Annotated in this window: 10 protein-coding genes; 7 read left to right on the top strand and 3 right to left on the bottom strand. The window is 62.1% G+C overall.

Going from position 1 to position 14,583, the window contains the following annotated elements; all coding sequences use genetic code 11:
- From IY145_RS25395 to IY145_RS25135, 5 genes are all read left to right on the top strand, one after another.
- Positions 1-196, top strand: a 196-nt coding sequence (locus IY145_RS25395; protein WP_210332909.1) for a hypothetical protein, incomplete at its 5' end; no start/stop codon positions are given.
- A gap of 20 nt (positions 197-216) precedes the next feature.
- Entirely contained in the window at positions 217-552 is a 336-nt protein-coding gene (locus IY145_RS25120; protein ID WP_196410975.1) for a hypothetical protein, read from the top strand.
- A gap of 274 nt (positions 553-826) precedes the next feature.
- On the top strand, positions 827-2,611 hold the full coding sequence (locus tag IY145_RS25125) for a glycosyltransferase (protein ID WP_210332910.1): 1,785 nt from the start codon (positions 827-829) through the stop codon (positions 2,609-2,611).
- Positions 2,608-2,997, top strand: a complete 390-nt coding sequence (locus IY145_RS25130; RefSeq protein ID WP_196410977.1) for a hypothetical protein — start codon at positions 2,608-2,610, stop codon at positions 2,995-2,997. Before IY145_RS25125 ends, IY145_RS25130 begins: the two co-directional genes overlap by 4 nt.
- Before the next feature lie 219 nt (positions 2,998-3,216).
- Entirely contained in the window at positions 3,217-5,103 is a 1,887-nt protein-coding gene (locus tag IY145_RS25135) for a glycosyltransferase (protein WP_409455338.1), read from the top strand.
- 254 nt (positions 5,104-5,357) lie between these two features.
- Here the strand turns inward: IY145_RS25135 and IY145_RS25140 are convergent, their stop codons facing one another.
- Positions 5,358-7,133, bottom strand: coding sequence for a substrate-binding domain-containing protein (locus IY145_RS25140; protein WP_196410979.1), 1,776 nt, complete (start codon positions 7,131-7,133; stop codon positions 5,358-5,360).
- Positions 7,134-7,466: 333 nt separating this feature from the next.
- On the opposite strand from IY145_RS25140, the gene IY145_RS25145 reads away from it, so the two are divergent.
- Both IY145_RS25145 and IY145_RS25150 read left to right on the top strand, forming a co-directional pair.
- Positions 7,467-9,710 (top strand): tetratricopeptide repeat protein, encoded by a 2,244-nt coding sequence (locus IY145_RS25145; protein WP_246722460.1) that lies wholly within the window; start codon positions 7,467-7,469, stop codon positions 9,708-9,710.
- Positions 9,711-9,768: 58 nt separating this feature from the next.
- Positions 9,769-10,824, top strand: a complete 1,056-nt coding sequence (locus IY145_RS25150; protein ID WP_196410980.1) for a tetratricopeptide repeat protein — start codon at positions 9,769-9,771, stop codon at positions 10,822-10,824.
- A 245-nt stretch (positions 10,825-11,069) separates the two neighbouring features.
- Here IY145_RS25150 and IY145_RS25155 read toward each other — a convergent pair whose 3' ends face one another.
- Complete coding sequence (locus IY145_RS25155) at positions 11,070-11,795, bottom strand: RNA polymerase sigma factor (RefSeq protein ID WP_196410981.1); 726 nt, start codon at positions 11,793-11,795, stop codon at positions 11,070-11,072.
- 204 nt (positions 11,796-11,999) lie between these two features.
- Positions 12,000-14,363 (bottom strand): type II secretion system secretin GspD, encoded by a 2,364-nt coding sequence (gspD, locus tag IY145_RS25160; protein ID WP_312030677.1) that lies wholly within the window; start codon positions 14,361-14,363, stop codon positions 12,000-12,002.
- Positions 14,364-14,583: the final 220 nt, after the last annotated feature.

Below are 14,583 nucleotides of genomic sequence, written 5' to 3' on the forward strand. Positions count from 1 at the left end.
GCCGTTTATTCCGAGCGAGGTGGATGAGGAATGGTCTTCTATCGAAAGACTGCTCGTTGCGCCGTCACACCCGGAGGATTCGTTTATCTGGTGGTTCGAGGCGCGCCGCAATGACCGCAACCCTCAATGTGAGGAAATCCAAAACATCTCGGCGCAATTTTCGAGATCGCGTGGCCCGAGCGAATTCGGAGGCTGACTGTTCCATCGGAGCGTTTGGTGGAAAGCCGGAAGGACGGCGACTGGGTCGTCATGCCTAGAGGCGCCACCGGCATGGCCTTTTTCGGGCCCAATATGCCGCTTCCCGCCGGCCGTCATCGCATCGGTTTCACAATAGAGCCGCAGGAAGGAGTCGAAGGCGTCATCGCGATATGCGACGTCTGCTTCGGTCCTGAGGGCACGACGTTGCGCACACGAGAGGTAACCGCTGGCATGACCGAGGTCACGATAGAAATCGAACTTCCTTCAATACACTTCGGCTGCCAATTCCGTTGCTATACCTCGACCGGTGGATTTGCGGTGAAGAGGGACATCAGCCTCGTAAGCGACATCTGATGACAGTGTCTGATCGTGACGGCAGGACATCGGACGGCCCTCTACACAGAGTCTCATGCGGCGGCGACTGCTATCGACGCCGTTACATCGCTATTCGTCAATGCTCCTCGCGTTCGAGCCTCAGCGAAAGGGCCGCTTGAAAATGCATGTTAAACGAACAGTCTATGTGGATGCGCGTTGTCTGCAGCAGGCCGATTATAGAAATCGAGGAATCGGCCGACATTTTCGGGGCTTGTTGAAGGCGATCCCCTCGGATTTGCGCAGCGCGACCAAATTGGTCGCGCTCGTCGATCCGGCCGAGCCGATATTGTCGCTGTCGGATGTCGCGATCTTCGATGAATTGACGGACCGGTTCGTTCCCGTCGACAACGCCATTTTATTCAACGGCGCGCCGCTGAATAATGGCGAGAGATGGAGAGCCACGCCGGGCTCGGACGTGATTCGCGTCGGCATCGTCCATGATTTCATCGCCCACGATTTCCCGGGGCTCATCCGCTCGGACTCGCTCGCTCGCTCATTGCTGCGGAATACGCTCGAGCTGCGCTCATACGACCTTCTCCTTCCGAATTCGCAAACCTCCGAAAATCGACAAAAGGCTCTCGTTTCCAGCTCGATCGCGTCGATCGTGACGGGCATCGTCGTCAAAGACGATTTTTTTGCATCGGAGAGGCGTGAGGTTTCGCAATACGAATTCCCTGACCGCTTCTTTCTTGTGACGGCCGGCGACAATCCGCGCAAAAACGTGGAAACGGCGATCAAGGCGTTCGGGCGAGGCGCGTCGACTTTCGACGGTGTGCATCTGATCATCGTAGGGGGCTATGATTGGGCGGCGCAGGCGCGTGTGCGCTCCTCGGTCGGTCCGACAGAGGCTGTGGACTGGTCCCGAGTGCATTTCCTTCCGCATGTCAGCGACGACACCCTGGCCGATGGGTATCGTCGCGCGGTCGCGACTATCGTCTCCTCATTCATCGAAGGTTTTTCTATGCCGATCGTCGAAGCGATCGCTTCCGGCGGAATTGTGATCGCTTCCTCCTGCGAGGCTCACCGGGAACTCGTCGAATTTCCTCTGTTCGACCCGAAATCCGCGGACGAACTCGTCGAGCTCATGACGTCCAGCTTGAATGATTCCGCTTGGCGCGCAAAAGCCACAGCGCTTCAGAAGGGCGGGGCAGACCGGTTCCGGTCGGAGGCGATCGGAGATCGCGTCTGGCCGCAGATATTGTCTTTCCGTCGCAGCGCTCCTTCGTCGACCGACGTCGGCCCCGGCACGGGGGTCTCCGCTCGACGACGTGGCGACCGCCCGAATATTCTTTTCGTGACGCCGTATCCGCCGGAGGCCACGGGCGTCGGACAGCTTCATGCCGAAGGTATGCCGGCGTTCCTGGAGCGGGCGGATGTCACCGTCGCCACGCTGAAGGCTCCCCGGCGAGCCATGGGCGTGACGCATCCGAGAGTCATCCGTCCCGACGACATTATCTTCTCGGATTACGATCGCATCTTCTATGTGATCGGAAACTCATTGTACCATACGTTTGTCCACGACATGCTTCTCGAGCGTGGGGGCGAGGTCATTCTGCACGATTCTCGGCTGTTCGAATATTACTTGAACGTGCGTGGAATCGAGCGGACCGCCAAGATGGCCGGAGCAGCGCTGGGTCGACAAGTCGGCCAGGAAGAGGTGAGCGCATGGGTGAACGATCGCCGAAAGCTGCCGACGCCGATGCTGGACGAGGTCGTCGAAGCGAGCAGTCGCCTATTCGTATTTACGCCGGCGCAGCAGCAGGTCGTTCGGCAGTTTTACGGCAAGGAGGCTATTCTCCAGCCTATTCCCTGCACGTCAGCTTCGCGGAATCTCTTTTCACGCCCCGTCGCATGGCCGCGGCCAGGGACAATGTCGGATTCAATTCTAACGTGCTCGATATCTGCTCCTTCGGTTTGGTGGACGCGAGCAAGGGATGTTATGAAACTCTGCTGCTTCTGGATCAGCTTCGAGCTTATGGTTGCAGGGCGAAGCTGCATTTCGTGGGCGCGTGCGATCCGAATCTGGAAGCGCGCATGAAGGAATTGTTCATCGGCCCGCTGGGGATGACGGATTTGGTGTCCTTCCATGGAGCCGTAAAGCAAGACGTCTATACCGATTTTCTTCTGGCGGCCGACTTGGGAATACAGCTTCGACGCGCAGGATTCGGTCAACCGTCGGGCGCGCTCACTGAATGCATCGCCACGGGTGTCTGGACGATCGCCAATGACGCGCTCGTGGACGCTCATCAGGCGCCACATTACGTCAGAAGCGTCTCGGATCGCCTGAGCCCGCTATCGATCGCGCTCACGATCGTCGAGCTCATGGACAAGGTGGACATCTCGATCCGGGACCATGAGGCCCGCGTGAGGGCCCAGGAGGGCCGCACTTGGCGCGACTATGTCGCCTCCGTTTTGGACGTCTAGACGGGATAGGAAAAAATCGTGGACGCTCGGATCACCAACTATCTTCTCGAAGGCGCCGTGCTCTTCGACCTGACCGGCTTTTTCGCGGACCCGATGCGAACCGGCGTCCAGCGAACGGTCTACGAATTGTTCCGAAATTGGCCTGACCAGGGGTTGACCCCGGTGATCTTCCATCCGGACGGCAGGGTCCGCGTCCTTCCTCATTACACCCTCGAAGAGATGGCGCTGTTTTTCGACAAGCCGTCTGCGCAGGCCAAACGAGCGGTGGAGAAAGGCGGACGGGCGCATGTCAGCGCGGAGGCGGTGGAGCGCCTCGAAATTTATGTCGCCACGCAAGGCGTGCTGTTGCCCACGAGGGACGCGTTGGATGCCTGTCGAGCCGTGCTGGTCGCGGAGATTTTTTTCGATCATCGCGTCCCGACCTTTGTCGATTTCATCGAAAGCGATCAGTCGAAGTTCTTCCTTCTCGGCTACGATCTCCTTCCATTCTTGCGCCCCGAGTATTTTCCGGCCCTCGACTGGGCCGACGCCGGCGCATTGCTCAGCTATCTCCACATCATTCGGCGCGCCGAGAATATCGCCGGCATCTCCCATGCGACCGTGGCGGAACTGCGTCGCGCTCGCAGAAGGAAACCGGACGACGACATTCGATTGTTTCCGCTCGGCGCGGATGCATTCGGCCGGCGGCAGTCGCGTCCGGCTCCCGCGGAGCCGACCTTCGTCATTCTCGGCAGCGTCGAACCGCGCAAGACCCCGGTTGAAACCCTGGTCGCGCTCGATCGTCTCGCATCGGAAGGCAAAGCGTTCAGGATCCTGTTGATCGGGAGACGGAGAACGCTCGCGCCAGAACAGCAAGCGACGATGGAGCGCATTCTGGATCGCGCGAGCTGGCTTGAGTGGCGCGAGGGGATGACCGACAGCGAGGTCCGGACAGCAATCGCCAACGCAACGGCCGGCATATGCCTGTCGGCCGTCGAGGGTTTCGGTCTGGCTCCGCTGGAATGCCTCAATATGGGGGTTCCCGTGATCGTTTCGGCGGACCTTCCCTCCTTGCGGTTCATCGGTCCGGAAGGGCAGATTCGTTTGGATTCGCGGAGCCCGGAAGCGATCGGATCCGCAGTGGAGAGACTCCTCGACCAAGCAGAGGCCGCGCGCTTGCGGGATGGCGCGAGCCGATGCGCCTTGCCGCTCTGGTCGACATGCGCGCGCGATATGGCCGGATGGATCGACGAGATCATCGGCCCGGCCGAAGAAGCGAGCGACTTCTGGGCTCGTTTGAAGCGGCTGAAATTCGCGTCCGAGGCTAAGAATGCGCCCATGGAATGGGCTTCCGCCATGCTGTTCGAGGCCGTGGTCGGACGGGAGCCGACGCTGATCGACTATGATCGTATCAAGGTGATACTCGACGAACCGAATTGCGATCGCGCGACAATCGCATTGTCGATCGCCATCACGCTCGGCTCGGGGCTGCGCGCTCCATTTCCGATCATCGATGCGATCTTGCGTTCGGAAATGTCGGTGGACTTTCCCACGCTTCCCGATCGGGTCACGCCTCCCGACGAACGCGTTCACGAATTGCTTATGTCGGTCTATTCCGCCCCCAGCGGGGACAAGTTCGCGCAGCGCCTGTGTCTGGAGCTCTTCAATCGCCTACCGGAGGAGGCGGACATGGCGCGCATCCTGCGCCCCGAGCTATCGAAGATAGAAGCGATTGTGGCCGAGGTGTCGTCGGAGGCGTTCCAGTCGCTTCGCAATAAGCCTTGTGACCCGGATATTCTCTGGAGCTTCCTGCTCCTGGATATCGAGCGTGAGGATTATCTTGCGCCACTGTTCCCCATGCAGGGCAAGCAGTTGATAAACGAAGGATACAGAAGAGTTTTGGGCAGAATTCCAGATGTCGTCGGGTTCAGAAATTGGTCCGCGGCTCTTTCGTCTCAGCGCGTCGGCGGCAAAGACATGATCCTCGAATTGTCGTCCTCCAGAGAGTATCTCGATAAAAATCCCGACATGAGACTGACTAGTCGTGCTTTGGCTCGCATCAAATTCGGGAATGGCGCCGTCTCGGACGCGCCCGTCCTCGAGACTGCTGTCGGCTCGGCGGTCTAGCCAGAGTATCGGTCGCGCAAGCTTGTCGACCTCGCGAGCGCTCTCCTGCGTGATAATCGGCGATGGACCGAAATTGTTTTGCGCGTAGCGGCTTCTCTATGGCGTGTCGGGTTCCGGCGGTCGATGCGCCCGGGGACTGCGCCAGCTTGCCCGGATGATGAAAACGCCATTGTCATATTCAGAAATCGACGGCTTCAGGCGGCAACCGGGCGCGCCTTTCGGCGCGCCCGGCGGTTCGATCGAGATCGAAAGATTTAGTGAGCGCCGGTTCCGGTCACACTCGTGCAGCCGTTGGCCGGGCTTGCGCCGTAGGCGGTGATCGACGTCGAGCTGCTGGAGAGATAAAAGCTCGCGATGGCCGATGTCCAGCTCGTCGGCAAGGGCCCGAAGCCGTTGACGATGATGACATCCTCGGCGTTGCCGGCCGGGGACGACAGCTTGTAATGCCACTTCAGATAGCTCACGAGATTGGAGACGCGGCTCGCGGCGGTGGGAGTGCCGCCCGAGCCGGCGCCATAGCAGCTATAGAAAAAGCCATAGGCCGTGCCGGTGAGCGGATAAGCGCCATCGCCCGACGCCAGCGGGAGTATGGAGCGACCGCCGATGTCGACCCAACCGGGGTTGGGGTACAGCGGCGAGCCGGGCAGATTGGTGTTCGCCGGGAAGGTCTGAGCATAGACGTTCCAGGCGTTGAAGTCCGCGGTGGTAGGCACGGTGAGAGCGGCCCAAGCCGCTTCGGCGCCCAGCGGCGACGGCGCGGCGAAGTCGGATGGCGTCGTCGCCCCGCTGATCGTTTGACCGGGGTGATAGACGCTATTGGCGCGCAGATAGTCGTTCTGCACATTGGCCGCGTAAGGACTCGTCGTGGCCGTGTTGTTGGGCTGGACGAAATCGGCGCTCAGATAGCCGATGTAGCCGTGATTCGTCGTGTTGTTGCCGATCGCCGCCGCGACCGCGTCGCTGCCGTCGGCGCCGACGGTGTTGAGGGTGCGGCCATAGGCCGTGACCTTGTTGATGAGCTGCGTGAAGCTGTTGTTGGGCAGGACGCTGGTCACGAAGATCGACTGATAGCCGTAAGTGTTGCTCGGGTCGAGCAGCGGGCAGACCGTCTTCAGATAATTGGTGAAGATGAAGCTCGTGCCGCTGCCGTCCGCACGATAGACAATGGTGATCGGCTTGCTGGAGCCGGCGTAGACCGTGCCGCCGCCGCTACCGGGCGTGCCGGCCGTGCTGGCGGCGCGCCATGTGTTGGCGTCCGCGAAGCCTTCCGTGCCCGCCACGCCGGTGCTCGAGAGCGTCGGGATGGTGGCGTTGGAGCTCCAATCCGTCACGAGGCCGGAGAAGACCGCGCAGATCTGCGCGGTCGAGAGCTGGATGCGGCCGCCGTACGGAGCAGGACTGGCGGGGAGCTGCGACTTGATGGTCCAGGTGACGCCGCCGGCCACCGTTGTGCCCGTGCTCTGGGAGACCTCCGGCAGATTGACGGCGACGGCGACCGGAGCCTCGAACAGCGGCAGCTGGATCGGCTGACCATAGCTCGCCGTGGGATAGCTCACCGAGCCGGCGGCCGTCCTCGTGTGGTTGACCTGGTCCCAGTTGTAGGTCGTCGTGGTGTAGCCGGTCGTGAAATTCGCGGGCAGCGGCGAGTCGCTCGCGCCGAAGTCGATGCGCGGATAGGGATAGGTCGAGAAGCCGAGGCTCGGGAAGAGATAATCGGGAGGGGTAGCCGGATCCAAACCGGCGCCGAGGAAGCCCTGCGCCGGATCGTTGGAGATGAAGATGCGCTGGCCCGAGCCGCTGCCGATGGCGGCATAGAGCAGCAGGATATTCGGGGCGACGGTGGTGGTGCTGGGGGTGAAGCCATAGAAATTGGCGCTGAGCTGACGCTCGGCCAGCGAGGCGAGCGTGCTGCCGCCGCCGAAGATGCCGTCGCCGGCCTGGGCCGCCGGGGCGCCGATCAGGGCGATGGTCGAAAGCGCGAGAGCGGAGCTCCCGTTACGCAGAGCTTTGCTGAAAGAAAGAGCAGACATGTGCTTCTCCTAATGGATCATTGCGTAGGGCCGCGCGAAAGGGTCGGCCCTCCTCGACGGAGGCCGCCCGATCCCTGTTCAAAAATGACGTTCTTGTTACAGTTGTCCGACAAGTAGATGATATATAGGCGCAGTGGATACTTAGTACGCCCGGCCTATTTTCTCGTCCTTTGTCGCTATCGCGCCGCCTTACACCCTATAGACGGCAAAAGTCGGTCGATCGCGAAGAAAATAATTTGCGTATTTTTTGCCAAAAAGGAGTCGCTGCGAGCGCAGAGCCTCTTTATATTTTGTCGGTCAGTCGATTGGTTGATCTCCCGGGAGATTTGTGAAATGGCCGAAACTCCAGGCTTTTTCCAGCCGCCGACCTATCGCGCGCAGGCGCGCATGGAGCTCGGCGCCGTTCGTCCCGTCACGCCCGCCGCCCGCAACGAGGTCGTGGCGCCGACGCCGCCCGCGCAGCTCGCGCGCGCGCGCAAGCAATATGCGCGCGGCGTCGAACATGCGCGCGCCGACCGCTGGCGTGAGGCTTTGCGCTTTTTCGAGGAGGCCGCGCGCTGCGCGCCCGATCAGCCGAACTATCATTATGTGCATGGCGTCGCTCTATGTCGCCATGATCGCTTCGACGAGGCGATCGGCGCGTTTCAGCTCGAATTGGAGGTGACGCCGGAACATGCGCCCTCCTTGACCGAGATCGGCACTTGCCTCGCGCGGACGGGGCGCACCCGGCAGGGCATTCCCTTTTTGCAGAGGGGCCTCGCGCGAATTCCCCATCTGCCGCTGGCGCAATTCAGCCTCGGCCTCGCGCTGCTGACCGAGCGTCGCCCCAAGGAGGCGATCATCGCCTTGAGTTCCGCACTGACGTACGACGGCGCCTATGCCGACGCATATCGCATGCGCGGCCTCGCCCTCACCATGGAGGGCGAACACGATAAGGCCGTCGACGATCTGCAAGCGGCCGCCGCGCTGGACAGCAAGAACCATCGCGCGCTGCTCGATCTCGGCATAAGCCTCGGCGCGAATGCGCGAGAGCAGCAGGCGGCGCGCCTGTTCGAGATGGCGGCGAAAGTGGCGCCGGATATCGCGCTGCCGCAATATGTCTATGGCAATTTCCTTATCAATCACCGTTTCTTCGAGGCCGGTCTCCGATATGTCGATCGCGCCATCGAGCTCGATCCTCTGCAAGCCGAGCCCTATGTCGGCCGCGGCTTCGGCCTGCTCGGACAGGGGCGCATCGACGAGGCGGTCGCCGCCTATCGGCGCGCCGGCGAGCTCAAGCCGGAAAGCGCCCAAATCGCCGGCACGCTGCTGTTCGCTCTGCAGCATTATCCGGGCGTCACCAAGCAGGATTTGCTCGAGGCGCATAAGAGATGGGCGGCGCTCTACCGCCCGACGGCGCCGCGCGACAAGCTCGCCTTTTCCAACGATCCCGATCCGACCCGCAAGCCGCGGCTCGGCATCGTCTCCGCCGACATGCACCGCCATGCGGCCGCCTTTCTCACGCTACGCGCCTTCGAGCAGCTCGCGGCTCTCGGCTATGAGATTTTCTGCTACAAGACCGACAGGAAGCGCGAGGACGATGATTTCAGCGAGCGCTTCAAGGCCGCCGGAAAATTCTGGCGCGACGTCTCCGATCTCGACGATGCGGCTCTCGCCGCGCTGGTCGAGGAGCACAAAATCGACATTCTCTTCGATCTCGCCGGACATACGGCCGGCAATCGCCTCTCCGTCTTCGCGCAACGCGCGGCGCCGATTCAATTGAGCTGGGCCGGCTATGTCGGCACCATCGGTCTCGACACTTATGACGGCGTCATCGCCGACCCGGTCGAGATTCCGCCGCAGGACGACGAATTCTACGCCGAGCCCGTCATCCGCCTGCCGGATTGCTACGTCTGCTATCATCCGCCGACCAATACGCCGGAGGTGGGGCCGCTTCCCGCGCTCGAGAAGGGCGCGATCACCTTCGGCTGCTTCAATCGCCCGGCCAAGATCAATTCCGAGGTCGGCCGCGCCTGGGCGCGTATCATCGAGCAGGTTCCGGACTCGCGCATCCTCATGGTCTATGGCGGTCTGAACGAGAGCGCGACGCAAAAGGCGCTCTACGACGTCCTCGAGAAGGGCGGCCTGTCGCGCGAGCATGTCGAGCTCGTCGGCGGCGCGGAGCAGCCCATATTGCTCGACGCCTATGCGAACAGGGTCGATCTGGCGCTCGATCCGTTTCCCTATTCCGGCGGCGTCACGACGCTCGAAGCCATGTGGATGGGCGTGCCGACCGTCACTTTCGTCGGCGACACTTTCGCCGGCCGCCATTCGGCGACGCATCTTACCGCCGCGGGCCTCGCGGAATTTTGCACGTATTCGATCGACGATTATGTGGCGCTCGCCGTCGATTGGGCGAAACGGCCGCAGGATCTCGCAGCCTTGCGCGCCGGCCTGCGCGACAAGGTCGCGGCCTCGCCGCTGAACGATCAGGTCCGTTTCGGACAGAATCTCTCGAACGAATTGTCTCGTCTCTGGACGCAATGGTGCGATCGGCGCCGCGCGCGCGATGCAGCCGGCGCGGGAGCGGCCGCATGAGCGCGGTCGTGCCGAATCCGCTTTTTCAATGCAATCGAATCGTATTCGGGTGAATGATATGACGCAGCAGAATATTCCCGGCGCGCGGCATCCAGACTATATCCGCGCCATTCTCGATCGCGCCGTCACGATGATTGCGGAGGGCCGGCTGGAGAGCGCCGAGGTGCTTCTCGCGACATTGAGCGAAGAGCCGAGCGCCCGAGAAGTGACGGCCTATCTGCGCGGCGTGATCGCGGCGAGACTCATGGAGAAGTCGGCGGCGCAGCTCTTCTTCAAAGCGGCGCTCGAGGCAAATCCGCGGAATGCGGAGGCGCATGCGCAGCTCGGCCTGCTGCTGCTCGATGACCGGCCGGTCGCGGCGGCGGCGGCTTTCGCGGCGGCGCTCGCGCTCGAGGCGCGCAATCCAGATTGGCATGTCGCGCTCGCCTCGGCCTTCCACCGTTTGGGTTTCGTCGATCGCGCGAAGGACAATCTCGCGGACGCGCTGGCGCTTTCGCCCGATCATGCGGAGGCTTCGACCCGCGCCGCGGCCATCGAGGCGGAGACGGAAGAGACGCGCGAGATCGAAGATCTGTCGCCCGAGGACGAGGCTATCCTCTGCGACGCGCTCTTCGCAGAGGGAACGCGGCGCCAGGGCGATGGCGATCTGGCCCGCGCCGCGGCCATTTTCGAGCGCGTCCTGAAACGCGCGCCGATGCATGCTTTCGCTCTCTGCAATCTCGGCGCGCTCCGCCGCGTCTCGGGCGATCTGTGCCGATCCGAAGAGCTGCTGGAGCAGGCGATCACGGCCGATCCGAAGCTCGTCCCCGCGCGTCTCGCGCTCGCCGAGACCTATGTCGCCGCGGGCCGGGAGCAGGAGGCGCGCGCGCAATTCGAGACGGCGATCGAGTTGGAGCCGCAGAACGCCGCCGCGCGCGCCGCCTATGCGATGGCCCTGCAAAGAATGGGCGCGCCGAAAGAATCGATCCTGCATTTTCACCACGCCATTCTCCTCGATCAGCATCGACCGGCCGAATTCTATGCGGCGCTCGGCGCGGCGCTCGAAGCCGTGGGCATGCGCGATCGTGCGGAAATCGCGCTCCGACACGCTGCCGCCTTGGCGGAAGCGTCATAGGTAGGCGCTCGGCGTCGGCCGAAGCGACTCGGACAGCACAAAAATGAGAAAGTGGAACGGGCGGCGTCCTCGCAGGCGCATGTCCGCTCGAGGCCGCTCATGTCCTCGAGATCGCGCATCAGCTCGAAAGTCGGACGAAGGCCGTGCAACAGACGCGCGCCGGTTTTCTCTCCCATCTGTGCGAGAATCGGGAGCGGCGCGAGAGCGATCGATCGACGAGCGAAAGGCCGCCGCTCGACTCGCGCTCATGTGTCTTCGGGGCGCGTGTCTTCGGAGCGTGTGTTTTGGAGGCATGTGTCTTGGAGGCATGTGTCTTGGGGGCAAGAATCGCTGTCTTCGGGGCGAAAATCGCGTAAGTTCGAAGCGCCCCCGTCGTCGGGCCCTCTCGCCTCTTCCGCGTTCCCATTTACGTCACTGGAAAAACTGGGGGAAATCCGGCTTCGTCGCGCCGGCATGCGTATGCCGATGTCGCGATCGAGCTGCTTCGCGCAATGGATCAGCGCCAGCTTCAATTCCGCTTGAATCGTGCGCTTCGTCACACCGAAACGCTTTGCGAGAGCGGAGGAAGGGACTTCGTCGATGGAGACAGCGAGCAATATGTCGCGTCGCCGCTGCGGCATTTCCATCATGCCGCGTTTCAGCGCCTCGATTTCGGAACGCGCCTCGACGATGCGCTCCGGATCCGGCGCGTCGTCGACAATATCCAGGAAGAATTCGGATTCCGGCGGGCCGCCGAGCAATTCGGCCCTGCGCCGATCCGCGGCGAGCCGCGTGGCGATACGGAGAATATAGGCATTCGGACGCTTGATCGGACCGATCTCTACGCTCGAATACAGCCGCAGGAATGTGTCCTGCAGGGCGTCCGCGGCCATATCCGTCGAGCCCAGTCGACGCGATAGGCGCCGCTTGAGATCTTCATATCCCGTGAGCAGCAAATTGATCAAAGTCGCGCGGCTGGTTTCGATCGTCATCGAACACGCTCCGCTTCCATCGTGGCTGCGAGCCTCGACGTCTCGAATATGCGCATGCGGATAGGTCGAGCGGATGACCCGGCAATGACAGGCGCGCGATTTTTGCCGATTTGATGGAATTTCGTTCGCGAGACCATGGTCGCCATCGATACGACGGCGACGCGTCCAGCTCAGGGGGCCCCTCGGTCGGTCGAAAGGCGCCGTTCATTTGCGGATATGACGAGCGGGCGACGGCTCGGAGGCGGGCACGACGGCCGCCACGCTGCGCATCGACTCGAGCCGCGAGCGGAATTCTTCTGCTACGCCTTGCGCGTCGAAGCCGTTGCGAATGATCTGAGGCTTGACGAAGACGATGATCTCCTGCCGGCTCTTGGATTTGTCGGTGTTGCCGAACAGATCGCCGAGATAGGTGATGCGGCGCAGAATCGGGAGGCCGTCCAATGTGCTGTTATCCTGCTCGCTGATCATGCCTCCGAGCATCACCGTCTGGCCGCTCGTCACGGAAATGGTCGAATGCACGCGCCGTTGGGAGATGGTCGGCGTCAGGCTCGCGCTCGTCGCATTGGAAATTTCCTGTTCGACTTCGAGCTGGATCGTCCCATTTGCGTGGACATGCGGCCAGACCTTCAAGATCACGCCGGTGTCGCGCATCTGAAAGGAATTGACGACGGTGTTGGCGTTCGTGAGGATATTCGCCGTGCCGGTCGAGATCGGGATTTCCTGGCCCACCTGTAGAAGCGCTGGTTGATTGTCCGCGACGACGAGCGAAGGCGCGGACAGAACCTTGACGCTGGTGAGCGTCGAAAGCGCATTCAAAATGAGGTGAGGTCGCGCCTCCGGACCGAGCACCATATTGAAGCCGGGCAGCACGCGCTGGAGCACGAGGTTCGACACCGCGCTCGCCGTCGAAGAGGCGGATGTCGTATCGGAGGAGGTGGTCGATGTCGATGTCGCGGCGGACGCATTGGCCTGCGACGCATTGGCTCTGGTGGCGTTGCCGAGATAATATTGCACCCCATATTGCAGCTGGTCCGTCAGCGAGACTTCGGCGACGGTCGCCTCTATGGCCACCTGCATTTGTGGCCTGTCGAGTTCTCGCAGCGAGCGTTCGATGACGCGATAGTCGTCCTGATTGGAGTAGACGATAATCGAATTATTGCTGCTGTCGGCCGTGATGCGCACGTTTTGAAAGACGCCGCGGGGCAGGCTGCCGGGCGAGGAGGCGTCGCTTTTGGTCTCCGCGTCGGCCTCCTTCTTCTCGTTGAAATTCTCGAAGGAGGCGGCGATCTGGCCGCCGCTCTGGCCTGCGCCTGCGCCGCTGGCTTGGCGCGCGTTGGAGCTGTTGGCGTTGTTGCTGTTGCCGAAAGCGCTGCCTGAGGACACAGAGTCGAGCTTGGATTGAGCCGCGCTCGCGCCTGGCGCGATCTGGCTGGTCGCGGAATCGCTCGTCGTCGACCCGGCGCCTTTGCCAACGAAAATCTCATTGAGAATTTTGGCGATTTTGGTGGCGTTGCCATTTTCGAGACGATAGATGCGCACTGTCGTGCCCGTCATATCCGAACGATCGAGACGCCGCACCCATAGCGTCACGCGCTCCAGCGTCCTCGGACTTTGTGTCATCGCCATAACGGCGTTCATGCGCGAGATAGGCTGGAATTTCACCGCGCCGGCGCCTTGTGCGCCTTCTCCCGTCTCGAAAATCTGCTCGAGCTCGCGGACGAGCGTCGCCGGCGACGTCGATTTCAGGGGATAGACGCCGACGGATTGGTTGCGCATCCACTCGACGTCGAGGCCGGCGATCATGCTCAGCACCGCGTGTCGCTCGTTCGTCGAGCCTTGCACCAGGATGAAATTGCGGGCCGTGTCGGCGCGGATCATGTTGGGGCGGCTCACGAAATTTTCGGCCGCCTTCATCAGGGCGGCTGCGGACGTATAGCGCAGCGGGACGATGGTGACGCCAAATCCCGGCTGATCCATGCCGAATGTGACAGGCCCCGTGCCATTGGCCTCGTTGATCGGCATGATGCGGATGACGTCATGGTCGCGCACGAGCGCCGCATTGGACATTCGCAGAGCGCTCTCCAGTGCGGGCAGAACGTCCTTGCGCGCGATCGGCGCCGTCGCCAAGAGCGTTATTGGCGTCGTGATGCGCGCATCGACGACGAAATTCAGTCCCAAGGCATCGCCGAGCAGGGCCTTTGCGACAGTCTGGACATCGGCCTGATCGAAGTTGATCTCGACGCCGTCACCGCGTTCGGTCGCGCCGGAGGCCGGCGAAGCGAACGCCATCGCCTCGGCGGCCTTGGGCGCTCCCTGTCGGGCCGGAAAGAGCATCGGTGGATTTTGCGACTCTCGGCGAGTGTGATCGGCGAGAAGCGGAAAGCGCGCGGTCAAATCGGCGTGTCGGATGGAGTCGACGCTGTCGACCGGGCCGACGCCGGTCAATTGTTCGGGCGATGAGCAAGATTGCAGCAGGCCCTGCGACATCGTCAGCGCCGCCGCGACCAACCAGCGCCGGGCCGCGGAAGAGAATGAACCGGCGCGCCGGCGCTTGGTACAACGAAACACAACGCGACTCCGATCGACAAATTCAATTACCAATAAACTCGCGCCTTCGCTGACGTCGTTGTGGAATCGCACGCTTGTGTGACAGAGGGGCAACGAAACCGTGGCCGTAATCTGGCGTCTGATCGCGCGGCCGTCATGACGCCGTCAAAACCAGTGGCTCTACTGGAGAGTATTGCTCGATGCCCTGACTTCGGCGGTCTTTCATGTCTCAAATTGCATT

It is taken from the genome of Methylosinus sp. H3A (assembly GCF_015709455.1).
Lineage (GTDB): Bacteria > Pseudomonadota > Alphaproteobacteria > Rhizobiales > Beijerinckiaceae > Methylosinus.

Coding starts and splice junctions, on each gene's coding strand:
- IY145_RS25130 (WP_196410977.1), top strand. CDS start 2,608: ATGAAGGAATTGTTCATCGGCCCGCTGGGGATGACGGATTTGGTGTCC.
- IY145_RS25140 (WP_196410979.1), bottom strand. CDS start 7,133: ATGTCTGCTCTTTCTTTCAGCAAAGCTCTGCGTAACGGGAGCTCCGCT.
- IY145_RS25145 (WP_246722460.1), top strand. CDS start 7,467: ATGGCCGAAACTCCAGGCTTTTTCCAGCCGCCGACCTATCGCGCGCAG.
- IY145_RS25150 (WP_196410980.1), top strand. CDS start 9,769: ATGACGCAGCAGAATATTCCCGGCGCGCGGCATCCAGACTATATCCGC.
- IY145_RS25135 (WP_409455338.1), top strand. CDS start 3,217: ATGGCGCTGTTTTTCGACAAGCCGTCTGCGCAGGCCAAACGAGCGGTG.
- IY145_RS25155 (WP_196410981.1), bottom strand. CDS start 11,795: ATGACGATCGAAACCAGCCGCGCGACTTTGATCAATTTGCTGCTCACG.